Source organism: Parapedobacter luteus (assembly GCF_900168055.1).
GTDB classification, from domain to species: domain Bacteria; phylum Bacteroidota; class Bacteroidia; order Sphingobacteriales; family Sphingobacteriaceae; genus Parapedobacter; species Parapedobacter luteus.
Window position 1 is genome coordinate 186,874 of record NZ_FUYS01000004.1, and the last position, 22,414, is coordinate 209,287.

19 protein-coding genes are annotated in these 22,414 nt (G+C 51.2%); 10 read left to right on the top strand and 9 right to left on the bottom strand.

Features of this window, described 5'->3' with window-relative positions; all coding sequences use genetic code 11:
• Nucleotides 1–47: 47 nt before the first annotated feature.
• Nucleotides 48–899 carry a 3-keto-disaccharide hydrolase gene (locus B5X72_RS09865; RefSeq protein ID WP_079716965.1) on the top strand — a complete coding sequence of 284 codons (852 nt, stop codon included), beginning with the start codon at nt 48–50 and terminating at the stop codon, nt 897–899.
• A gap of 79 nt (nt 900–978) precedes the next feature.
• Here the strand turns inward: B5X72_RS09865 and rpsT are convergent, their stop codons facing one another.
• A complete protein-coding gene (gene rpsT, locus B5X72_RS09870) occupies nt 979–1,233 on the bottom strand; it encodes a 30S ribosomal protein S20 (RefSeq protein ID WP_079716711.1) in 255 nt (84 codons plus the stop codon).
• A gap of 311 nt (nt 1,234–1,544) precedes the next feature.
• On the opposite strand from rpsT, the gene B5X72_RS09880 reads away from it, so the two are divergent.
• The 4 genes from B5X72_RS09880 to smpB all read left to right on the top strand — a co-directional run bounded on the left by B5X72_RS09880 (nt 1,545) and on the right by smpB (nt 4,307).
• The gene (locus B5X72_RS09880; protein WP_079716713.1) at nt 1,545–2,093 is read left to right on the top strand and encodes an RNA methyltransferase; all 549 of its coding nucleotides are present in this window, start codon (nt 1,545–1,547) and stop codon (nt 2,091–2,093) included.
• Between the two features lie 59 nt (nt 2,094–2,152).
• Nucleotides 2,153–3,031 carry a succinate--CoA ligase subunit alpha gene (gene sucD, locus B5X72_RS09885; protein WP_079716714.1) on the top strand — a complete coding sequence of 293 codons (879 nt, stop codon included), beginning with the start codon at nt 2,153–2,155 and terminating at the stop codon, nt 3,029–3,031.
• A gap of 99 nt (nt 3,032–3,130) precedes the next feature.
• Nucleotides 3,131–3,793: a metal-dependent transcriptional regulator gene (locus tag B5X72_RS09890; protein ID WP_079716715.1), complete on the top strand. Its 663-nt coding sequence runs from the start codon at nt 3,131–3,133 to the stop codon at nt 3,791–3,793.
• 58 nt (nt 3,794–3,851) lie between these two features.
• Complete coding sequence (gene smpB, locus B5X72_RS09895) at nt 3,852–4,307, top strand: SsrA-binding protein SmpB (protein ID WP_079716716.1); 456 nt, start codon at nt 3,852–3,854, stop codon at nt 4,305–4,307.
• A gap of 21 nt (nt 4,308–4,328) precedes the next feature.
• On the opposite strand, the gene B5X72_RS09900 is transcribed toward smpB, so the two are convergent.
• A complete protein-coding gene (locus tag B5X72_RS09900; RefSeq protein WP_079716966.1) occupies nt 4,329–5,240 on the bottom strand; it encodes an AraC family transcriptional regulator in 912 nt (303 codons plus the stop codon).
• Nucleotides 5,241–5,429: 189 nt separating this feature from the next.
• Between B5X72_RS09900 and B5X72_RS09905 the strand changes: the two genes are divergently transcribed.
• Together B5X72_RS09905 and B5X72_RS09910 are read left to right on the top strand one after the other, a co-directional pair.
• Nucleotides 5,430–6,932, top strand: coding sequence for an aldehyde dehydrogenase family protein (locus B5X72_RS09905; protein ID WP_079716717.1), 1,503 nt, complete (start codon nt 5,430–5,432; stop codon nt 6,930–6,932).
• 124 nt (nt 6,933–7,056) lie between these two features.
• Nucleotides 7,057–7,443, top strand: coding sequence for a DUF779 domain-containing protein (locus B5X72_RS09910; RefSeq protein ID WP_079716718.1), 387 nt, complete (start codon nt 7,057–7,059; stop codon nt 7,441–7,443).
• Nucleotides 7,444–7,449: 6 nt separating this feature from the next.
• Here the strand turns inward: B5X72_RS09910 and B5X72_RS09915 are convergent, their stop codons facing one another.
• From B5X72_RS09915 to B5X72_RS09925, 3 genes are read right to left on the bottom strand one after another with little or no spacing between them, the layout of a single operon-like run.
• Nucleotides 7,450–7,854, bottom strand: a complete 405-nt coding sequence (locus B5X72_RS09915) for an acyl-CoA thioesterase (protein ID WP_394332951.1) — start codon at nt 7,852–7,854, stop codon at nt 7,450–7,452.
• A gap of 15 nt (nt 7,855–7,869) precedes the next feature.
• Nucleotides 7,870–9,681, bottom strand: coding sequence for a MutS-related protein (locus tag B5X72_RS09920; RefSeq protein ID WP_079716719.1), 1,812 nt, complete (start codon nt 9,679–9,681; stop codon nt 7,870–7,872).
• A gap of 36 nt (nt 9,682–9,717) precedes the next feature.
• Nucleotides 9,718–10,374 (bottom strand): protein-L-isoaspartate(D-aspartate) O-methyltransferase, encoded by a 657-nt coding sequence (locus tag B5X72_RS09925; protein WP_079716720.1) that lies wholly within the window; start codon nt 10,372–10,374, stop codon nt 9,718–9,720.
• Between the two features lie 138 nt (nt 10,375–10,512).
• Here B5X72_RS09925 and B5X72_RS09930 point away from each other — a divergent pair, with 138 nt between their 5' ends.
• The gene (locus B5X72_RS09930; protein ID WP_079716721.1) at nt 10,513–11,247 is read left to right on the top strand and encodes a hypothetical protein; all 735 of its coding nucleotides are present in this window, start codon (nt 10,513–10,515) and stop codon (nt 11,245–11,247) included.
• Here the strand turns inward: B5X72_RS09930 and priA are convergent.
• Nucleotides 11,241–13,724 (bottom strand): replication restart helicase PriA, encoded by a 2,484-nt coding sequence (priA, locus tag B5X72_RS09935; protein ID WP_079716722.1) that lies wholly within the window; start codon nt 13,722–13,724, stop codon nt 11,241–11,243. The genes B5X72_RS09930 and priA overlap by 7 nt on opposite strands.
• Nucleotides 13,725–13,746: 22 nt before the next feature.
• Complete coding sequence (locus B5X72_RS09940; protein ID WP_079716723.1) at nt 13,747–14,136, bottom strand: DUF423 domain-containing protein; 390 nt, start codon at nt 14,134–14,136, stop codon at nt 13,747–13,749.
• A gap of 182 nt (nt 14,137–14,318) precedes the next feature.
• On the opposite strand from B5X72_RS09940, the gene B5X72_RS09945 reads away from it, so the two are divergent.
• Nucleotides 14,319–16,952: a PQQ-binding-like beta-propeller repeat protein gene (locus tag B5X72_RS09945; protein ID WP_079716724.1), complete on the top strand. Its 2,634-nt coding sequence runs from the start codon at nt 14,319–14,321 to the stop codon at nt 16,950–16,952.
• Here B5X72_RS09945 and B5X72_RS09950 read toward each other — a convergent pair.
• Together B5X72_RS09950 and B5X72_RS09955 are read right to left on the bottom strand one after the other, a co-directional pair.
• Nucleotides 16,949–18,094, bottom strand: coding sequence for an acyltransferase family protein (locus B5X72_RS09950; protein ID WP_079716725.1), 1,146 nt, complete (start codon nt 18,092–18,094; stop codon nt 16,949–16,951). The genes B5X72_RS09945 and B5X72_RS09950 overlap by 4 nt on opposite strands.
• A 25-nt stretch (nt 18,095–18,119) precedes the next feature.
• Nucleotides 18,120–21,158 carry a ThuA domain-containing protein gene (locus B5X72_RS09955; protein ID WP_079716726.1) on the bottom strand — a complete coding sequence of 1,013 codons (3,039 nt, stop codon included), beginning with the start codon at nt 21,156–21,158 and terminating at the stop codon, nt 18,120–18,122.
• A 168-nt stretch (nt 21,159–21,326) separates the two neighbouring features.
• Here B5X72_RS09955 and B5X72_RS09960 point away from each other — a divergent pair, with 168 nt between their 5' ends.
• On the top strand, nt 21,327–22,406 hold the full coding sequence (locus B5X72_RS09960; protein WP_079716727.1) for a DUF6695 family protein: 1,080 nt from the start codon (nt 21,327–21,329) through the stop codon (nt 22,404–22,406).
• Nucleotides 22,407–22,414 lie beyond the last annotated feature (8 nt).

Genomic DNA, 22,414 nt, shown 5'->3' on the forward strand with positions numbered 1-22,414 from the left:
AATCAATTGACACTAACCTCAATGGCGATTACATGAAAGCACCCTTTATGAAAGCACCCCTTATCCTTGCTGCAGCACTTGCTTCAGCAGTAACAGCCTGCACAGGCGCCAATGATCATGACGAGTTGAAATGGATCCAGCTCTTTAACGGCAAAGACCTCACCGACTGGACCGTAAAAATTGCTAAACACGAAGTCGGCGAAAACTACGCCAATACATTCCGTGTGGAAGACGGCATGCTGAAAGTACGGTATGATGGCTATACGGACTTCGACTTCCAGTATGGCCACATTCACTACAACACGCCTTACTCGGCGTATCTCCTTCGCGTAGAATACCGCTTTACCGGCGAGCAGGCTCCCGGCGGCGAAGGTTGGGCTTGGCGCAATAGCGGCGCCATGCTGCATGGACAGGATCCGCAGACGATGCTCAAAGACCAGGACTTCCCGATTTCCATCGAAGGTCAGCTGCTTGGCGGTGATGGCACAAACGAACGGACTACCAGCAACCTATGCACACCCGGCACCAATGTACTGATGAAAGTTGATGGTGAGCTGTTTACCCCGCATTGTACCAATTCGTCATCAAAGACTTATCATGGTGACCAATGGGTAACTGCTGAATTTCTCGTGTTGGCAGATTCCGTGGTGCATCACATACTCGAAGGCGATACGGTGCTGACGTATTATAAGCCTCAGATAGGCGGCGGAAGCGTATCCAACTATGACCCGGCCGTGAAGGAGGATGGCAAATTGCTGAGCAGTGGATACATCTCACTACAGAGTGAAAGCCATCCTATTGATTTCCGGAAAGTGGAGTTGCTCGACTTGGAACCGTACATGCAGGACAAGGCAAAACTCCAGCAGGTGCTGCAACGGTTGCGGAAAGGCGCCCGGTGACCGGCCAGCGCCAGCGAAGCACAAAAAAAAAAGCCGCTCTGCTATCCAGGGCGGCTTCTCGCTTATGATATCTGTAGTATTATGACAAGCTATTCACATGTTTGGTCAGCTTCGACTTATTATTGGAAGCCTTATTTTTATGGATGACGTTTTTCTTTGCCAAACGGTCGAGCATAGAAATCACCCGGGGCAACAGTGCTTTTGCCTCTTCGGCATTGGTTGTCGTCCTCAATTTCTTGATTGCATTACGCGTTGTCTTCGCTTGGTAACGGTTCCGTAAACGCTTCGCAGCGTTGGACCGAATTCTTTTAAGTGCTGATTTATGATTTGCCATCTATTTAGCTTAATAGTTCTATTTCAATTTTCAGACCGCAAAGTTACCACCTTCTTTTTAATATTCAAAACAAATCCTAAAAATTTCACCATCGCCGGGCTTCGGGGTGCACGGCACGTTCAACCCTTGGCCGATCAACGTTGTTTCTTGAGCGTTGTTTCCGGCGGTGGGCTTTTTTGGCCTAGGAGCGTGAACGGAGTGAGCGTTCCAGTCAATGAGCGTTCCAGTCAAAAAGCCCATCGCCTGAAACAAACGAAAGCTGCCGTCCCCCCTACGCTACCGGGCTCCCAAACTTTCTCTATCTTTGCCGCATGCAGAAATTATCCATGGATCAATTGCAGCGGCCATCAGTCGCGGCATTCAAGGAACAGGAAAAACTGCCTGTCGCGCTAGTGCTGGACAATGTGCGCAGCATGCACAATGTGGGCTCGGCTTTCCGTACATCAGACGCCTTCGCACTCGAACGGATATTATTATGTGGCATTACGGGCACGCCGCCCCACCGGGAAATCGAAAAGACTGCACTTGGTGCTACCCAATCCGTGGCGTGGAGCTACGCAGAAAATACGGCGCAGGCTATCCAGTTGCTTCGTGAAGAAGGCTACCGGATTCTGGCTGTGGAACAGGCCAAAGGCAGCATCCCGCTCCAGCAATTCCCCCCGTTAACCACCCAAAAATATGCGTTGGTATTCGGCAATGAAGTACACGGCGTGGCCGACGAGGTGATGTCCCTCGTGGATGCATGCATCGAAATTCCCCAATCCGGCACCAAGCACTCACTCAACATCGCCGTATCTATCGGTATCGTGTTGTGGAGCTTTTATAGCAAGCTTTATCTGTCCGCAACGAATTCGGGGTAAAGACAAACTTGCATATCAAAGCAATTTTATCTAAGTTTGCGGTACAAAAAACCAGAGCAATGAGTGTATTAGTAAATAAGGATTCGAAAGTAATCGTACAGGGCTTCACGGGCAACGAAGGCACCTACCACGCTTCGCAAATGATTGAATACGGCACCAATGTGGTGGGTGGCGTGACACCCGGCAAAGGCGGGCAGACACATTTGGAACGTCCGGTGTTTAACACTGTACAGGAAGCTGTAGATCAAACCGGCGCTAATGTGTCCATTATCTTTGTTCCACCGGCCTTTGCTGCAGACGCTATCATGGAAGCTGCTGCCGCCGGCATCGAAGTCATTGTATGCATTACCGAGGGTATCCCTACTAAGGATATGATTCAGGTAAAATCTTATCTGGGCGACAAAAAATCAAGGCTCATTGGGCCGAACTGCCCCGGCATCATCACTGCTGACGAAGCAAAAATCGGCATCATGCCCGGATTTATCTTCAAAAAAGGCTCGGTAGGTGTAGTATCCAAATCGGGTACACTCACCTATGAGGCTGTTGATCAAACGGTCAAGGCCGGATTGGGCATCACCACGGCCATTGGTATCGGCGGCGACCCCATCATCGGCACCACGACCAAAGAAGCCGTGGAATTGCTGATGAACGACCCAGAGACCGAAGGCATCATTGTCATCGGTGAGATCGGCGGTGGCATGGAAGCTGAAGCCGCGCGCTGGATTAAAGAACATGGCACCAAACCGGTGGTCGGCTTTATCGCCGGCCAAACAGCGCCCCCGGGGCGTCGTATGGGCCATGCCGGAGCTATCGTGGGCGGAGCAGAGGACACGGCCGCTGCAAAAATGAAAATTATGCGCGAATGCGGCATTCGCGTGGTAGAATCGCCAGCAGAAATCGGGAAAGCCATAGCAGAAGAATTGGGCGTTGGTGTATAAACCGACACCGCCAACTATATAACGAGGCGTTGGGCAATCATCCCAACGCCTTTTTTATGATGGTGCCATATTCCTGACAATTTACCTACCTTTGCAAGTATGCTATCCGATACCGAGGAAAATTACTTGAAGGCGTTGCTCCGTCTCACCGGCGAACACGACGGTGCAGGTGAAACGGGCACCAACCAATTGGCCGGCACGCTCAACGTACGACCGGCTACGGCTACCGATATGCTCAAGAAATTAAAGGAAAAACAGCTTGTCAATTACGAAAAGTACGGCAAAATATCACTTACCGACACAGGGCGCGATCTGGCGGTAGCCATAATCCGGAAACACCGGCTCTGGGAAACGTTTCTATTTGATAAACTGGGCTTCAGCTGGGATGAGGTACATGATGTCGCCGAGCAGTTGGAACACATCAAATCCGAAAAGTTGGTGGAACGGCTTGACAAGTTTCTAGGATTTCCGCAATTTGACCCGCATGGCGACGCTATTCCCACGGCCGATGGCGATTATGCCAGCGAGGCCCGGTTTATGCTCGCCGAGGCCAGCGTAGGCAAGCAATACACGATTGTCGCGGTAAAAGACAACAGTCCGCCGTTTCTGCAATACGTAAGCCAAATCGGCATCGGCATTCACAGCCAGGTGGCGGTCCTGCACCGATATGAATTTGACCACTCCATGACGTTGGCCATTAACGGCACAAGCATCAATATCTCGGACAAGGTCGCTCAAAACATTTATTGTAAACCGGTTTAAGCTTTTTTAAGCGGTAAGCCGTACGCAATGAATACGCTATACACTATATAAATACGCTATGGCACTATCATCAGATATCAATATCAAAAATAAGAAGGCTTTTTTTGAGTACCATATATTGGATACCTACGTAGCCGGCGTCCGTCTTCTTGGTACGGAGATCAAGTCCATACGGGAGGGCAAAGCCAACATCAATGATTCCTTCTGTTCATTTTTTGACGATGGCCTGTATATCCGCAACATGCACATCGCCGAATATTCACACGGATCCTTCTACAACCACGAGGCCAAGCGCGACCGCCAGCTGCTGCTCACAAAAAAAGAACTTAAAAAATTAAAAACGAAAAGCGAAGAGCGTGGGTTTACCATCATTCCCCTGCGCATGTTCATCAGCAAACGGGGATTTGCCAAAGTGGAAATCGCATTGGCCCAAGGTAAAAAAGACTTCGATAAACGGGAAACCATCAAGGAGCGGGATACCAAACGCGAACTGGCCCGGGTGATGAAAGGATAAACAACCCGGCCATACCCGGATTTATTTCGTCAGCAATAGACGATAAGCCCCCGGGGTTATCCCCTCATGCTTCTTGAATATCCGGATAAAATAGTTCAGGTTATTGAAGCCCGACCCAAAACAGGCTTCTTTTATTGTACTGCCGGCCGCCAGCAGCTGCTTGGCTTGGTTTATCCGCTCCAGAATAACAAATTCCATGGGACTGATACCCATTTCATGCTTAAATGCACGGTAGAAATGTGGTTTGCTAATGTGGGCGACCTGGCTCAGCTCGTCTACACTCAGGGAATGGGCTATGTGCTGCCTGATATAAGCAACCACCTGCCCTATCCGGCTGTCCGGCTGGGTGGCGTCCGTTGCCGTATACCGGTTTTGCAACTGGATGATCCGGATGAGCAGCTCCTTCAGGGTAAGGTCTGCGAGCACATCTTTATGTACATCCCCGCTCGTGCTGATGGCAATCAATTTATTGATCAGCACGGCCAGCTCCGTATGGTTATAGAAATGATATTTATCAAACGTCAGCTGCCAGTTTAACGCTCCCAAACTACGCGGGTGGTATTCATTGAGGTAGTTGATGGTATCGGCAATTTGCTTCCTTCCAATAGCCAAAGCCGTACATTGGGTTGGTTCGTTATCAGACGCAAGGGGAAAATCGATCTCCATCCGCACCGATGGCGGTACGATGACCGTTTCGCCGGGTAAGTAATCAAACCCCGGCTTCCCGAACAGGTGCATCACCTTCTTACCGCGCAGCATGCTCGTAATCACCAGGTCATCGAACTGGAGGGGCACCAGCTCACTCCGCTTATACGTCTCAAAGACATTCAGCTCACAGCTGTTGAGCGTGTATGCACGCCGGTTTTCCACGAGCGTACGCAACTCGCGCTGACTGCTCAATGGCAATGGTCGTAATGTATTTTTACGGTTCATCGCTTGGTTTTTACCAAAGATAACCCACATGCCCTTGCTTTTGTGTCACGAAAATGCAATACCTTCTGCCTGCATGCGATACGATAGCTTTGTGCTATCACATGATAGGATAGTGCTCAGTAAAACACGGCCTTCTTGTTACCTTCGAAAAAACATGTTCACCAATTATTAAATTAATATTAAATCGTTATGGCACTAATCGAAAGACCATCGTTCAAAGAACGATACGACAATTACATCAACGGCACGTGGACACCCCCTGTCAACGGCAAGTATTTTGACAATATTTCTCCTATCGACGGGAAAGCATTTACCCAAGTGGCCCACTCCACCGCTGCAGACCTGGATCTGGCTGTCGATGCCGCAGCTGAAGCGTTCAAGACGTGGAGCAAGACATCCGCCACGGAGCGGAGCATCATCCTCAATAAAATCGCGGATCGCATCGAGGCCAACCTGGACTTCCTTGCGGCCGTCGAAACGGTGGAAAACGGCAAAGCTGTCCGCGAAACGCTGAATGCTGATATCCCACTGGCGGCGGATCATTTCCGTTATTTTGCCAGCGTTATCCGTGCTGAAGAGGGTTCGCTGTCCGAGCTTGATGCCCACACCGTGTCACTGATCGTACACGAACCCATCGGCGTCGTGGCGCAGATTATCCCCTGGAATTTCCCCTTGCTGATGGCGGTGTGGAAACTTGCGCCGGCATTGGCGGCAGGGACCACCGTCGTGCTCAAGCCCGCTGAAAGCACACCAGCATCCATCCTGGTGCTCTTCGAACTTATCGGGGATCTACTGCCCGCAGGCGTGGTCAACATTGTCAATGGATTTGGGGCGGAGTTGGGCCGGCATCTTGTGACCCACCCTAAGGTAGCCAAGGCGGCCTTCACCGGATCGACCGCTACCGGACGGCTGGTGGCCCAATATGCTACCGAAAACATTATCCCGGTTACGCTGGAACTGGGAGGCAAATCACCGAATATCTTCTTTAACTCGGTGCTCGACCATGATGATGAGTTCTTGGATAAGGCCGTCGAAGGCGCGGTCCTCTTTGCCTTCAATCAAGGGGAAGTATGCACCTGCCCGTCGCGCCTGCTCATCCAGGAGGACATCTACGACCGGTTCATCGAACGCGTTATCCAACGCACCGAAGCCATCAAGACCGGCAACCCCCTGGATACAACGGTGCAAATCGGTGCCCAAGCGTCCAAAATACAATTTGATAAAATCAACGCCTACCTTAAGCTGGGCAAGGAAGAAGGTGCCGAAGTACTTACCGGAGGTGAAATAAACCACCTTGGCGGCGATCTGGAGCAGGGCTATTACATCAAGCCCACCATTTTCAAAGGACACAACAAGCAACGCATCTTCCAGGAAGAGATTTTCGGCCCCGTTTTGGCCGTGACGACGTTCAAAACGGAAGAAGAAGCCATCGAAATCGCTAATGACACGCTTTACGGCTTAGGAGCCGGCGTCTGGACGCGGGATGCCCATCAGCTCTACCAAGTGCCGAGGGCCATACAGGCGGGCCGCGTATGGGTAAACCACTACCACAGCTATCCGGCGGGTGCACCATTCGGGGGTTACAAGCAATCTGGCTATGGACGGGAAAATCACAAGCTAATGCTCAACCATTACCGGCAAGCGAAAAATATCCTGATCTCGTACAGTAAAAACAAACTTGGGTTCTTCTGACCCTCCAACCGTGGGACGCCCCAATGGCTCCCGCTCAACCGGCAGGCAATTGCCTACCGGTTGAGCCATACGGCACTCCAAATCCTTGAATCATCCGTTCTGACCAACAGCAAAGGTATAGCCCATGAAAACAACAATGCAGCGCCTCGACGCCACAGACAACGCAAAGGCCCTCGTCAGACAGCTCGCCGAAACGCATGGCGACCTCATGTTTTACCAAGCCGGCGGCTGCTGTGAAGGTACACAGCCCCAATGTTTTGAAAAAGGCGGATTCTTTCCCCGCACCAACGATGTATGCATCGGCACCGTGGAAGGTTACGAATTTTGGGTAGACAAAGACCTTTTCGAATATTGGAAACATGCCCATTTCACGCTGGATGTGACCGATGGTTTTGGCGCAGGCGGGTTTTCGCTGGAAACGCCACTGGGAAAAACGTTTCAGGTACACTACCGGGTTTTCGCCGAAGAAGAACTGGAAAAACTACCGCCCGTAAAACGGAATATCCCGTAGCCAGGGTCACCCCAGCACCGGGACCGGATTTTTATGCTCATCAATCGCCACAAAAGTAAAGGTGCCTTTTATCGCTAGTTCACGGTGATCTTCATACATCTGTTCGACGAAAATCTCCACTTCGATTTTGAGGCTGGTGCGCCCCACGTGTACTACCTTCCCTATCAGTTCCACAATCGTTCCGGCCGGTATCGGCTTGGTGAAATCTATGCGATCGGACGAAACGGTCACCAATCGCTTCCGGCAAAACCGGGTCCCGGCGATAAAGGCCACTTCATCCATCAATGCCATGGCCGTACCGCCGTACAGCGTATCGTAATGATTAGTGGTATTTGGGAAAACCGCCTTAAAGATGTGGGTTTCGGATTGTTTAATGCGTTCGGCTACGGACAGGTTTGCGGCATCGCTCATGATCATGACAGTTAACTAATTAATATTTATCCCTATCCCTTTTAATAACAGGGATGCATTGAAAATCGTACACTCGCCGGATTTCAGCTTATAGTCAAAAAGCATCTCGTCTCCTTTTACCTGGATATCGAAATGGTAGTTGGCGAGCACACCGGGATAGTCATCGGCCAGTTTGGCGAGCTGCAAATCGTGCGTGGCCACCATGCCCACGCCTCCATCTGCAATCAATTGCTTGATAATCGCTTTTGACCCCAGGTATTTATCCATGGAATTGGTACCACGCAACATTTCGTCGACGAGGAAAAACGTATCGGCTTGGTTTTTTACAGTCTGCAACACCAGCTTTATCCGGTTGAGCTCGGCCTTGAACGTAGAGGTACTCTCGTTCAGTGAATCGGCGATACGCATGTAGGTGACTAAATGGAACGTCGATAGTCGCATCTCCCGGGCGCAGACGGGTGCCCCGCAAAATGCCAATACGGCATTTATCCCCACGGTGCGCAGAAACGTACTTTTCCCGGCCATATTCGAGCCCGTGATAAGGGCCACGCGATGATTTTCCTGCCGGTAGTCATTCGTTACGGCGGCATGGCCGGGAATCAGGGGATGCGCCAGTGCGGTGGCTTGCACGGTGGGCTTTGGCGCTTCACATACCTGCGGGAAAGCCCATTGCGGATGGTTGCGGCTCAAGGTCGCCAAGCTTACCAACCCTTCCATTTCGGCGACGGTATAAAATGCGTTGAGCATATCCGTACCGTATTGCTTGCGCCATTCGAGGATGGCAAAAGCCTGCCGTAAATCCCAAAGGGCGACCATGTTGAGCACGGCCCCTACCAGCATATTCAACCGGTAATCCAGCCGGTCAATCAATCGCCCAAGCTCGCGGAAAGCAGCGGAAACTGGCTTGTCCTTTCCTTTGGCATGGAGTGATGACGCCAGCTTCTCACCCAACTGGCTTTGCCACGCTCGGCTTTCGATCAGTTCAAACGATGCGGCAAAAGCTCCGAGCAGCCGGCCGGCCTTGTTGACTTCCCCCGCAATACGATTGATGGTTCTTCCATGGCCAATCGCGATAAGAAAATGTGCCAATGCAAGAACAATTGCGATGCGTGAAAAGGCAGGTACAAAAATGGCCAATCCGACAGCCAGAGCCATCAACCATGGAACAGCGCTAACATAGCGGCGCAGCACGAAGTTGCCCAATGTGACCTGTTCATTAGTTAAGAAGCGCTCAAACTGTGTTTTAAAATCGATCCCATGCCGAAGGTTAAACCACAACTTGGTCTGAAACCTTTGGCTCCAGCCGGTATCACCGGCCAATTCCTTTACGGCATGTTGCCGCATGGCTATCGTTGCCGCACCGGCTGGCGAAGACAACCATCCGGCCAACAAGCGGTTGGCCTGCGCCGTGGCGCAACGGTTGATCCTGGCGAATAACGACGACGATCCGAATACATCCAGGTCGCCTGTATAAGGGTGGTCGCGGTCCATGAAACGCTCGCCGTGGGGATACCGGTTGGGGTTGCCGTCTGCAATGGCGATTTCGTTTAGATTGACAGCCAAAAAGTCGTCCAATGCAGCCTTGCGTGCTTCCAGCTTACTCTGCCGCCACACCAAGCCCATAAACAGCACAATAACGAGAAAAAAAAGCGCCAGAACAAGCCACAGTTGCTCGGATTGAACGGCCATGAACAGTGCGGCCCCTCCGCAGATGATGGCCACCAGGCGCAGCAGCGAATTGTTGTTTATCGCCCTGCGCAGCGCTGTCAATTGAACTTCGGTATTGGCTATATGCTGACGATAGTGCTGGTAAATGTTTTCTGACATGTCGTTTTTTTCATTATGCTGACGGGGTATTCACGCTCACCATGCCTGGTCGCCTACCAAAGGAACAAACCGGAAGGTATCCAGCTCTATCCGTTCGTACTCCTGCTCACCAACGCGAAGGATGGTGACCATCTTTTGCTCTTTTTCACTCCCTACCGGAATGACCATGACACCACCGATACGGAGTTGCTTAAGCATCACCTCGGGCACGAACGGTGCTCCGGCAGTCACCAAAATTTTATCGTAAGGCGCATGGTCCGGAATCCCTTTGGACCCATCCCCCAGAAAAAAATGGGGTTTATACCCCATGTATGGCAGCACCTGAATGGTTCGATTATAAAGGTTGGCCTGCCGCTCAATGGTATATACATCTGCCCCAAGCTCCAGCAGGATACACGTTTGGTACCCCGATCCGGTGCCGATTTCAAGCACCTTGTCTCCGGGCTGGATGTGAAGCAATTCTGTTTGGTAAGCCACGGTATAAGGCTGTGAGATCGTTTGGCCATCGCCGATGGGAAAGGCGATGTCTTTATACGCCTGGTTCCAAAATGTCTCATCAAAAAAATAGTGCCGAGGCACCTTGCCAATGGCTTCCAAAACCTGTTTGTCTTCAATTCCCCGCCGCTTCAGCAGTGCTACCAACTGCTTGCGGGCACCGCGTTCACGATAGTTGTCAATAAATTTATATGCCATTACGGCCCAAAAATAAGGATATTAAACGAGATTAATGCCGATCGGCTGTATTGCCCAGGCTTAATCCAGGGAAGCTGCTATCGTTCCATTAATATATCATTTTATTTACTATTTTCGCACGGTATAAACTTTTTGCGCATGAGGTATGTTCTTTTAGTTGCTATCCTTTGTATTACAGCCGATCAATTGGCTGCTCAAGTAACGCGAATTGATACGGTCAGCTACCCCAATCCGATTATTCCCAAAAGAAAGCAATATAATTTTAATACCGATTTCTGGTACACCATAGCCCTGCGGACGTACGCCTACGAGCAGTTCCCGCAATTGCTCAACCAGCCAACGGGGCAGTCGCCCACGTTGCGTTCGTCGTTTAATGGTGTCCTTTTCAAAATTAACGACAACCAGGTGGCTTACCGCCTGCAAGCTACTCATTTCAACAACGATATCACGTTTGATCACGAATGCGATGGATGTGCCGAAGTAGCGGGCAAATTCCGCAATACAGCTATCAAAGTGGGAGCCGAAAAAAGCGTCAACTACTCACGTTTTCAACCGTATTTCGGGGGCGACTTGGGCTTTATGATCCAGAAGTTCAACACCAAAGATCAGGATCCGGTGGTGTTTGCCGAAGACAACAAAAATGCGGTGCTCTTTTCGCCCTTCATCGGGACCAAGCTCTACGTGGTTCCGCGGGTCGCTATCGGTATCGAGGCAAACTTCAACATCGCGTATTCGTACCAAAAGGTCAACACCTATGCCGACAACTCGTTTACCGGCGATCCGGAGCAAACCAAACGCTACCGCTGGGAGTATTTTTTCTCGCCGGTGGCCGCCGTGACCCTCCAGTATAACTTCGGCTTAATCAATCAGTAGGGATCGACATCAATTTGTACGCGTATCCCTTTATTGAGTTTGTCTGCCTCGAATCGCAATAAGGTTGCTTTAACCAATTCTTTGACCTTGACCATGCTGGTACCTGTGCGCTCCACCTTAAGCAGGATGCTGTAAATGTAGTAATTGCGTACCCGCGCCACCAACGGTGCCTCGGGCCCATATACACGCGGCCCCAGCCCCTCGCGCAAAACCGCGGCCAACCGATGTGCCGCATCATGCACGGCCTGCTGCTCCTTATGTTTGACATCGATCTTAAACAACCGGTAAAATGGCGGGTAGGCGTAGTTTTTCCGCTCAGCCACCTCCGTCATGAACATCTCCGCATAGTCATTATGGATGACCTGTTGGATAATGCGGTGATTAGGCGCGTACGATTGGATGATAACCTTCCCGCTGTCATTGCGCCGCCCGGCCCGGCCACTCACCTGCGCAAGCAACGAAAAGGCTCTTTCGTAGGCCCTGAAATCCGGATAGTTGATCAGTCCGTCGGCATTGATAATGCCGATGAGGCTTACTTTACCAAAATCCAGTCCTTTGGCGACCATTTGCGTACCCACCAAGATATCATAGCGGTGTTCGTCAAAAGCGTTCAGGACCCGATCAAACCCATGTTTGCCGCGCGTCGAATCCAAGTCGAGGCGGCCTATCCGCGCATTGGGCAGTAGGGTCTGCAGTTCTTCCTCCACCCGCTCGGTACCAAAGCCCTTGCTCTCAATATGGGTAGAACCGCAAGCCGGACATACCTGTATGGGGTCTTCAGAGAACCCGCAGTAATGACAGTGCAATTTGCCGCTGCTTTTATGGTACGTCAGGCTCACATCACAATGGATGCACTTGGCAATATAGCCGCAGGTCTTACACTGCAGAAGGGGGGTGTGCCCCCGCCTGTTCTGGAAAAGTATAATTTGTTGCTGCCGGCCTAACGCATCTTCCATGGCCTGCAATAGGGTGGTACTGAAATAGGAAAACATGTTTCCCTTGCGGCTTTCTTCACTGATGTTAACGGTGATAATCTCCGGCAGCTTGGCATTCCCGAAGCGTTCCTTGAGTGCGACCAGCCCATATTTGCCCGCCCGGGCATTGTAAAAACTCTCAATAGCCGGTGTCGCGGAGCCCAATAGCACATTAGCGCCGTGAATATGCCCCAGGTAAATGGCCGTATCCCGGGCATGGTAGCGCGGCGATGGGTCAAATTGTTTGTAAGAGACTTCATGTTCTTCGTCGACGATGACGAGCCCCAATGCTTGAAAAGGCAGAAAGACGGCCGAACGCGCACCTACTACAACCTGATATTCGTTGTTGCGTATTTTATGCCACACTTCGGCACGCTCATTATCACTGAAGCGGGAATGGTAGACGCCCAATTTGTTGCCAAAATGCATCCGCAACCGCTCGGTAATCTGCGCCGTCAGGGCAATTTCCGGCAAGAGGTACAGCACGCAATTTCCTTGAGCGACCACCTCCTCCATTAAGCGGATATACACCTGCGTCTTACCCGAGGCGGTGACGCCGTGCAGTAAGACGACGTCCTTGGTACTGAACTGGTCCTTGATACGCTCAAAAGCATCCGACTGCGCAGCACTAAACGTAAAATCACCGCCGATTTCGACATCTTCGCCATCCAACCTACTGACTGCTTTTTCCTCCTGCACAAATATTCCTTTCTCTACCAACGCTGAGATGGTCGCCGCACTGCAGCCGCTGGCCTCCATCAAGTCGGCCTTGGCTACCTTGGCTTGCTGGCGGCGCAACTGGATGTAAGCCAATACTGCGTCCTGTTGTTTTGGCGCGTTATTGAGCGAATCCAGCAACAGCCGGAGGCCCAGCTCGTCGGCGTAGTCCTCGTGAAGGTGAACAAATAATTTGACCTTGGGCTTATATTTCGGCATTACTTCTTCCGAAATCAGAATCAACCCTTTATCAAACAGCTTCTTTAGGATGGGAAATACGGTTTTTTGGCCCAGGAGTTTAACGATATCGCTTACTTTCAGTTCAGGCGAGATATCCAAGGCGTCCAGAATAAGAAATTCCTTATCCGACAATTCGCTGCGATCCACCGGTTCGCGATGGGCCGCGATGACCTTGGTCTCACTGGCCAGCTTCAGGGCCGCAGGTAAAGCCGCCTGCATCACCTCGCCCAACGTACATAAGTAGTAGGACGCTATCCAATCCCACAATCGGAGTTGTACCGGATCAACAATGGGCCGCTCATCCAATACATCAAGGATATACTTCGCCTCATACCGTTCCGGGGCCTGATCGGTCACCCGGTAGACGACGGCAGAATAGACCTTGTTCTTCCCGAATTGGACGATGACACGTTTGCCCACCCCTACCCTGGCATTCCACTCATGGGGAACCCGATAGGTATAGGTCTTGGAAATCGCTAACGGCAATACCACATCGACAAACAATGTGGTACGCATATTGACATCGCCTTCCGTAAATTCAAGCATATCAGACAAAATCGGGAACGTGTTATCCCTTGTTCTTTATCGTGGCCACAAATAAGCCAAGCCAGCCCAGGATAAAACACACCCCACCCAACGGCGTGATCGGGCCAAGAATAGCCGGATTTCCAACAGCTGTAATTGCTCGCGTACTTAACAGATACAATGAGCCGGAAAACAAGAGGATTCCCAGCGTAAAGGTAACAAAGGAAAACCGGATGTATGTATTTTTTGCCCGTGAGAATGTCGCCAAAAACAGCAATGCGATGGTATGATAAAATTGATACTCCACTGCCGTCTCCCAGGTCTCAAGACCGTCTTCACTGATCTTCCCTTCCAAACCGTGCGCCCCGAAAGCGCCTAATACGACTGCAGCAAGACCAAAAAAGGAAGCCGTGAGTATAATACGTTTATTCATCAGTACGTCAATGAGTTAATTAAGGCCAATATCTGATCGCAATATTTGCCAAACATAGGCATAATTGGAGTTATTTGCAAGACAGTTAATAAAGTCCGGCAGCGATATAACAACGTTTCCAAGAGCAACAAAATTGCGAAAAATTTTCGCTTTCGGCACTTTTTATGTTAGGTTTGCAGGAGATGAGGAATACCATTATCGTCACATCGATTGCATTTATAGCCGTGGTGGTCGCCTCTGTTTTTTATTTTTCCAGCCTCAATAAGGGCGATCAAACCAAGCGGAAGCCTTTTTTACACATCCCCGAAGATGCGGTCATGATGGCGACTTTCAAAAATGATGAGGCAGTGGACGGCGTTTTCTCCGATTTTGAACTATTTCGGGCGATACTCGGCGATGATCATAGCCGGCGCCTCCGCGATCTCCAATACACCTTATTGCGCGACGAACAGCTTGCACCTTATACCCTCGGACAGGAAATCCTGATCTCCTTCCACCTCGGCGAAGACCAACTCAACTATTTAATGGCGGTCCCGCTTACTGAATCCCTGCCTGTACAAGTATTATTTGACGCGGTACGCCGCATCGACAGGCGCTATGAGCCACGGTGGCTGGATTCATTGTCGCAGCAATCCTTCATGCTGCGACTCCCCGATAGTACAGCGCTTTATGTGGCAGAATCGGGAGATGTATTGTTGGCGAGTTTCAGCGAAGCCCTGCTGAACGATGCATTGAATCAAGATGTTCCCCGGCTCGCTGCGGGGGCCATTGACTATTTCTTGCGGATAGACAACAAAAACGCACCGCTGACTTGGTATATCAACCACGGCCAGTTGTTTGGTTTGGCTACCGGTGCTATGCATACCGCGCCTCAGCATACCGAGCAGCTTTTGGATGGGCTGTCTGGGTATTCTGCGTTACATATGAATTTCAAAAGTGATGCCCTGATGTTCAGCGGCAATAGTACACTCGATAGGGATACCGCCGCTTACTTATCGCTGTACCGCGAGCAACGCCCTATTGAACAGACCTTGGCAAGCGTATTTCCGGCCAATACCGCTTCGTATCTGACCTTTGGCATCAGCGACTTCACGGCATTGCATAGTGGCATCACCCGGCTGCTTACCGACCGGGGAGAGCTCAACCAGATGCTCGAACAACATCGGCTAATCCAACGCGCATCGGCACTGTCTGTGCAGGACGAATTGCTACCGGAATGGGGCAACGAGTTTGCGGTGATCGAATTAGCCAATCAAGCAGAACTCGCTATCATAAAAGTCAGCGATTCCCTGTCTTTTGCCAATACCATTCGACGGATCAGCACCGCTTACCCTGAAGGGCTGTACCGGCTCAACCATTCCAATTTGCTCTATTATAGTTTCGGGGATCCATTAAAAACGTTCGCCCGCCCTTATTTCCAGCTTGTCGGCCAATATTTCGTTTGCGCCAACCAGCCCGTTACCCTCAGGCAATTTGCAGCGGATTATGCCGCACGGAAAACATTGGCCACCACCCTTGACTATATTGATTTTGAATCCCTGCTGGCTAACCAAAGTAATGTCACCTGGTTTGTAAACAATCAACTCGCCGCGAACACCATTGCAAGGCGGCTGAATCCCCCATTTGCAGCGGCTTATCGCGACACCACTAATTTTGGCTACCACCGGTTTTACGGATGGTCGTTCCAGCTCTCCGGCGCTGCCGGAAATTTATTCACCAGTTTCTATGCCAAATACGCCCGCAAAGCGGCATCCGCCGCCGCACAGGAATGGGCATTTGACTTAAACGGCAACCTCATCACTAATCCCGAGGTGTTCCATTACAACGATACGAGCGAATTTATCCTGGCACAGGACGCCGGTCACATCCTCCATGCAATCAATAGCAATGGCCAGAAGCTGTGGAATGCGCAACTACCGGGCCCAATATTGGGCAAGATCCGGCAACTGACAGACAGCACCATCGTATTGACCACGGCAAAAAGGCTATACCGGATAGACACCGACGGCAATCCGCTGCCTGGATTCTCGTTAGTGCTTCCACGTGATGCGACCCACGGTGCCACCGTTTACGAAGATGACCAGCAGGTCCGCATTTTTATACCCGCCAAAAACCGCATACTGGCCTATGATGGCCGTGGATCGCGCTTAGGGGGCTGGGACAATAAAACGGTTACCGGTGATATCCTATTTGATATAAAAACCGCCCATGTAAACGATATACACTACATCATCGCAGCCACGGATGCCGGCCGGGTGTATTTCTTCAACGGCAACGGCCAGCCAATAAGCGTCGAAGACGGTGGACGCGGTGCGATATCCCGGAATCCGATCGGTCTGTACCTGCCGGCCGACGACCCGGATAGGTCATGGGTGGCTACCACAGACACCTCCGGCACCGTACATACCTTTACTTTCGGGCGGCAGCATGCTGAGCAGCACATCGGACCACGGACTTCGACGCATACCGTTGACTTCGTCAACATCTCGGATAACCCAATCCCAGACTGGGTTTTTACAGACCATGGGCAGCTATCCGTTTATCAAGATACGAGCTTGGTCTACCATTACGAATTCGGGCAACGCCTGGCGGCACGACCGCTGTTTTTCAGGCTTGCCCATGGCGCACACCAGATCGGCATAGCGACCGAAGGCAACCGGTTGATTTATGTATTCAACCCTGATGGAACCATTGTCGATGGTTTTCCGTTGGAAGGACATTCCCATTTTTATTTCGGCCCATTGCGAAAGGACGGCCGACGTTATTTGCTGTACAGCACCGGCGACCGTAAACTGTACGCCGCTCGCTTCGATTAGGATTCACGCTTATTCAAGCGGGCACGCCAACGCAAAAACGGATGTTCAACCAAACAATTGAGCAACAAAGCACCTAATACCGAGACCACCGCGCAGATCAACACACGCGTATTGCCGGCCTTCTCCAATCCAATGACATCCAGTGGCTGCTGCATCAGATGGTTCAGAAACTTGTGGCAAAGGTAGATGCCGTAGGACAACGCCGCAATGACAGCGCTCGCGCTCCAGCGGACACGGTACAAAATACAGGATGGGGAAAGCGCAGCGAAGACCAGCATCCCATAGGCAACGGACAATATGGGATAGCCAACCACAGTCGGCCAAAACGTCAGCCGATCGCCCCGGAAAATGAAGTATGCTACCGCGACCAACAATAATCCGCCTATCAGCAACAAGTTACCGCGTCTGGCCTGCCAAGCACACCAACGCGGACGATAGTTCATTATCGATGCTATGGCTACGCCCACCACGAGGCTATCCAGCCGGTTATACGTCGGGTAATAGATCCATTTATTATAAGCCACGAATCTATTCTCCGTAATAGCGGCATCGTAAAAAGGCTGCATGACCTGGAGCCATAGGATCCCCCGAATCAACAGTCCAAAAACCATAATACCCAGAAAAATCCAGGGGCCATGACGCCAAATCCGTGATCCGGCAAGTGACCACAGCGTGAGTGGCAACAGCAGGTAAAATTGCTCTTCTATCGCCAGCGACCAAGCATGCGAAAACGTACCCTCATTGCCAAAATCCAAGTCAAAGTTTTGTGTGAATGTCAAGAATTGCCATAGCGGCGCGATGCCATCGCGCTCCCGGATGAACGGAAAGGCAAAATAGAGGAATACGACGAGAAAATACGCCGGAAAAATACGCAACGCGCGGTTCAGGTAAAACTCGCCGAAGCGGATCGCGCCTGCATCGAGCTGGCGCATTAGCTGGTTGCCAATCAAATAACCACTCAACACAAAAAACAGGTCAACGCCGGTCCAGCCAAACAAGCCGACTTCATCGACCCACCCCGGACGCTCGTAAGCACGGTAATGACAGAGAAACACCAAGATAATAGCCAACGCACGGAGGTGGTCCAAACCCGCCAGGTGTTTGCCATCGGCATCCGAAATACGCCGCCAATACCCGATCATTGCTCATCCGTCAATTGCAATGCCATCAGTCCGTTTTGGGCTTCATGGTCAAATTGACGGTTTTCGATCCCGACAATGGCCGAACGCCCATGCCTGGATTGTTGGTATATTGGGCGGTAATCCGCAGTACCGTTTGCTCGTCATCACCACCAGCAGGCGGGCGGGCTACGATGGTGCCCTTGACCGGAAGCGATTTCCGCTTAGCCGTTTGGTCATCCGCCAATGACATGACCCACTGCACAATCTGGCGAGCCTCGGATTCTTTCATATCGGGGTGTGCAGGCATAGCCACTTCGCCCCACACACCGCTGCTGCCTTGCAGGATTTTTTCAACCAGGTAACTGGTAGCCTCGCGCTGGCCTTTGTACTTGGACGCCACAAGGGCGTACGAAGGACCTACACTCGGTTCATTGACTTTATGGCATGACTGGCAATCCGAAGCCATCATCAAGCTTCTACCCAGTACAATCTCCGATACCTGTTGATGGCCCATGGAAGCCCCGGCCAAATCGGTCCCTTTGATATAATCGACGGCGATTACGAGGTTAGCCGTGTCTATCGTGCGGCCACGATCATCCACCTTCACCTCGTACCCGATAGATTCTCCCGGCGTGTATACCCCCGATGTATTGGTCAATATAATATCGACCACCGGGTTGTCGTTGCCCGCATAAACGGTCACCGGATTGCTCTCGGACTGGCCCTTGCCGTCCGCTACCGTGACACTGATGGAATATTCGCCCATCTTATCCAGCGTGTAGGTCAATTCAGGACCAGCCGTCTGTTGAGTCGCGTCGCCGATCTTCCAGGTATACGTAAGCTTGTCGTTCTCGTTGTCTTTCGCCTCCACGGTCGCCCTTACCGTGAAAGGCACACTCCCATTGCTTTTCTCCACGGTGATTTCACCGACCTGCGGCGGCAGGTTGCCGGCAATGTAGTCGATGCGGACGATACCCGCATCCGGGTTCTTGGCAAACCAACCCCTGCCATATTCCAATATATATAATCGGCCGTCCTTGCCCACTTCCATGTCAATCGGGTTGGCAAACGACTCGCCTTCCATAAAGGGTTCCATCTTATCGAAATCACCATTGGGCAACATCGTTACCGCTTTTATCCATCCCCTTATCCAATCGTAGATAATCAATTTTCCATCATAATAACCGGGATACCGGGTGGCCTTCGGAAACATGTCCGTATAATAGACTGGGCCGGCCATGGCATTGCGTCCCCCGGTGCCTACTTGCGGGAAATCGGGCGAAGCAGCATACGGATACCAGATGTATGCCGGTTGCGCCGGCGGCAGTACCTGCAGCCCCGTATTGTTCGGCGAATTGTTTTCCGGCTTTTCCGGATCAAACGGCTCCCCCGAACGGCCGGTGTCATAGTCAAACGGCCGATAAGCATAGTTATCCCCCACAAACAGCGGCCACCCAAAGAACCCGGCCTGCCGTGCTTGGTTTACTTCGTCGTATCCGCGGGGGCCCCGGGTGTCGAGGCTGTCATTGTTTGCATCAGGCCCTACTTCGCCCCAATAGAGGTAGCCCGTTTTTTGGTCTACCGCAATGCGGTAGGGATTCCGGTTGCCCATCACGTAGATCTCAGGCCGCGTCTTGGCTGTGCCCTTAGCGAAAAGGTTGCCATCAGGCACTTCATAGCTTCCGTCCGCCAACACTTTGATGCGCAGGATTTTGCCTCGCAAATCATTGGTGTTGCCTGATGAACGGCGGGCATCGTATTGCTCATACCCCGGACGGCCATCTAAAGGTGCGAAACCATGATTCTTGAAACGAGAGGGATCCGGCTGGTCAAAAGGCGTTGAGTTGTCACCTGTGGAGAGGTATAGCAATCCATCGCCGCCGAATGCAATGGATCCACCGGTGTGGCAGCAAATATCGCGCTGCGAATAGAATTGCAGCACAATCTTTTCCGAACTGGTGTCCAACGTATCGTTGTCGTACACAAACCGCGATAGCCGGTTTACCGACGTATCAGCCGGACTATAAAATGCATATACGTACTTATTTTTCTCAAAATCAGGATCCAGTGCCAATCCCATGAACCCTTCCTCGGCATTCACGTTGGGCACTTCGGTACGGTGGTATACGTTAAGGTATCCCACCTGCTTGACCGTTTTCGCTTCCTGGCTGTATCGCATCAATTCTCCCCGCCGTTGAGCGACAAGAATATCAAAATTGGGCAGTATGGCCATCTCCGTAGGCTCGAACAGTTCGCCCTGGAGCAACTGTGTTTTTACAAAACGTTGCCTTTCCGGTACCGGCTGCGTTTTCGCCTTGGAGTAGTTCAGCTTCAAGTTATCACCTATTGCATAGTTGATTCCACCCAACAATATCTTTAATTGCAAGGAATCACTGAAGGAAGCATCCGAATGTCCAAAGGCCGTGAAGAAAGACCGCCCCCCATCATAGTCATGATACCATACCATGGGATGGTTTTCGCCGTTTTCACCACCTTCATAGCTTTTTTCTTCAATGCTGACCAATACCTTCACGTCGGGGTTGAGCTTCTTGAAATTATACCATTCGTCATGGTAAGTGAATGTAGCAGGTAATCCTTCCGTAGCCGGATGCTGAGTGTCCACCACGTGGAAGGTTGCTTCCTGCGGCTTGGGGTGGTTTTGGAAATACCCGCCGACCAGCCGACCGTACCACCCCCAGTCGTATTCTGCATCCGATGCAGCGTGGATGCCCACAAAACCACCACCGGCTTGGATATACCGCTCAAAAGCCACCTCTTGATAGTGATTAAGCACGTCGCCCGATGTATTTAGGAATACGACCGCCGAGTAATTTTTCAAGCTGTCTTCGTTGAACCACTCGGCATTGGTCGTCGTATCGATATCATAGCCGTTTTCCGCAGCAAGCTTGATCAAGGCCTCATTACCTGCCGGTATGGATTCGTGGTAAAACGCGGCGGTTTTGCTGAACACCAAAATTCTCGGCTTGCCACTACGTTTGTTACAAGCGTTTAAAACAAAAAGAGCGGCCAAGGGTAAAATCAATAAAAACGATTTAGTGGAGGCCAACAAAGAAAGTCTTTTCATGCTACGGTTTATCATCTATATCTGGATTGCAAAAATGATAATTTTCATAATAATTCCGTGATAAAATTAAAATATACTTTGGTAAGTTTTCTGGTACAATCGGTTATTCCCTGTACATCCGCCCAAATTCCCAATTCTTTACAGATTTGGACGGTTATTTCACCGCCGATGACAACAACTCGTGGGAAGAAGGATCAGATGGAAACCTACCAAGACCTGGCAATGGTCATCGCCTGGCCGGATAAAACAGCACGCGGTGACGAACGTTGGATGGCCCTGCTCAAGCAACTCCGCATTGTGAAAAACTTGAATTTCAAGGTCGGTCATGCGGCTATTATCCTGATTAATCATCAAACCGGTTCGCTGGCTTACTATGATTTCGGCCGTTACATTACGCCCCGTGGTTATGGGCGGGCCCGGGATGCCGAGTCCGATCCCAGGCTTAAGCTATTCACAAAAGCGCAGTTGAGCAGCCAAGGGACCATCACCAATTTGAAGGCGATTTTAAGCGAACTTCAACAAATGGAATACGCTACGCATGGCGGGGGGCGGCTTCTTTTCTCGCTCATCACGGGAATCTCCTTTTCAGCATCAACGCGATTTGCGCAGCGCATCATCGCTCATGGCCCAATACAATACGGGGCTATTGCCAAAGGCAACAACAGTTGTTCGCGTTTCGTGGCCCAGGTCCTGCTGGCAGGCCTGCCAAGCCGGCATCCTGCCCGGAAACGGATTGCGCTGCCGGAAAGCTTCAAAGCAAGTCCGGTCAGCAACGTGGTAAATGCTGCGCCCAATGGCGTTGTCTATTGCGACCAAGCGGGCGTATTGACGATGCTTCGGATGACGCGTTGGCAATCGCTACGTTTTCAAGTCGATCTCCTGTGCCACAACCTCTCGTCGGCCAAAGCCAAGGAATTGCCGTGCGACAAGAAGCCCGGCAGTATGGACGAACCAGTCAAGCCAGTACAAGTCCCCAAATCCGCCCAATGGTTGGGTGGCATTGGGGAGGGTGCTTGGTACGCGCTGGAAAACAGCGGTGTACAGGACGGGTTAGTCCTGACCAAGTATGCCGCTGACGGCAGCGAAGATTACCGCGTCGACTGTGTGGCCAGCCACCCTGTAAACCTCAATCTGCCCTTTCAGTTTACATACCATTGCCATTATCAACGGCACATTATTATACAAAACGGAACGCAAATTGTACTGGAAACATTTAGCCTTCCCATTAAGCGTACAGGCGTCGCTTAATGCCAGCA

Coding starts and splice junctions, on each gene's coding strand:
- B5X72_RS09865 (WP_079716965.1), top strand. CDS start 48: ATGAAAGCACCCCTTATCCTTGCTGCAGCACTTGCTTCAGCAGTAACA.
- rpsT (WP_079716711.1), bottom strand. CDS start 1,233: ATGGCAAATCATAAATCAGCACTTAAAAGAATTCGGTCCAACGCTGCG.
- B5X72_RS09880 (WP_079716713.1), top strand. CDS start 1,545: ATGCAGAAATTATCCATGGATCAATTGCAGCGGCCATCAGTCGCGGCA.
- sucD (WP_079716714.1), top strand. CDS start 2,153: ATGAGTGTATTAGTAAATAAGGATTCGAAAGTAATCGTACAGGGCTTC.
- B5X72_RS09890 (WP_079716715.1), top strand. CDS start 3,131: ATGCTATCCGATACCGAGGAAAATTACTTGAAGGCGTTGCTCCGTCTC.
- smpB (WP_079716716.1), top strand. CDS start 3,852: ATGGCACTATCATCAGATATCAATATCAAAAATAAGAAGGCTTTTTTT.
- B5X72_RS09900 (WP_079716966.1), bottom strand. CDS start 5,240: ATGAACCGTAAAAATACATTACGACCATTGCCATTGAGCAGTCAGCGC.
- B5X72_RS09905 (WP_079716717.1), top strand. CDS start 5,430: ATGGCACTAATCGAAAGACCATCGTTCAAAGAACGATACGACAATTAC.
- B5X72_RS09910 (WP_079716718.1), top strand. CDS start 7,057: ATGAAAACAACAATGCAGCGCCTCGACGCCACAGACAACGCAAAGGCC.
- B5X72_RS09915 (WP_394332951.1), bottom strand. CDS start 7,854: ATGAGCGATGCCGCAAACCTGTCCGTAGCCGAACGCATTAAACAATCC.
- B5X72_RS09920 (WP_079716719.1), bottom strand. CDS start 9,681: ATGTCAGAAAACATTTACCAGCACTATCGTCAGCATATAGCCAATACC.
- B5X72_RS09925 (WP_079716720.1), bottom strand. CDS start 10,374: ATGGCATATAAATTTATTGACAACTATCGTGAACGCGGTGCCCGCAAG.
- B5X72_RS09930 (WP_079716721.1), top strand. CDS start 10,513: ATGAGGTATGTTCTTTTAGTTGCTATCCTTTGTATTACAGCCGATCAA.
- priA (WP_079716722.1), bottom strand. CDS start 13,724: ATGCTTGAATTTACGGAAGGCGATGTCAATATGCGTACCACATTGTTT.
- B5X72_RS09940 (WP_079716723.1), bottom strand. CDS start 14,136: ATGAATAAACGTATTATACTCACGGCTTCCTTTTTTGGTCTTGCTGCA.
- B5X72_RS09945 (WP_079716724.1), top strand. CDS start 14,319: ATGAGGAATACCATTATCGTCACATCGATTGCATTTATAGCCGTGGTG.
- B5X72_RS09950 (WP_079716725.1), bottom strand. CDS start 18,094: ATGATCGGGTATTGGCGGCGTATTTCGGATGCCGATGGCAAACACCTG.
- B5X72_RS09955 (WP_079716726.1), bottom strand. CDS start 21,158: ATGAAAAGACTTTCTTTGTTGGCCTCCACTAAATCGTTTTTATTGATT.
- B5X72_RS09960 (WP_079716727.1), top strand. CDS start 21,327: ATGACAACAACTCGTGGGAAGAAGGATCAGATGGAAACCTACCAAGAC.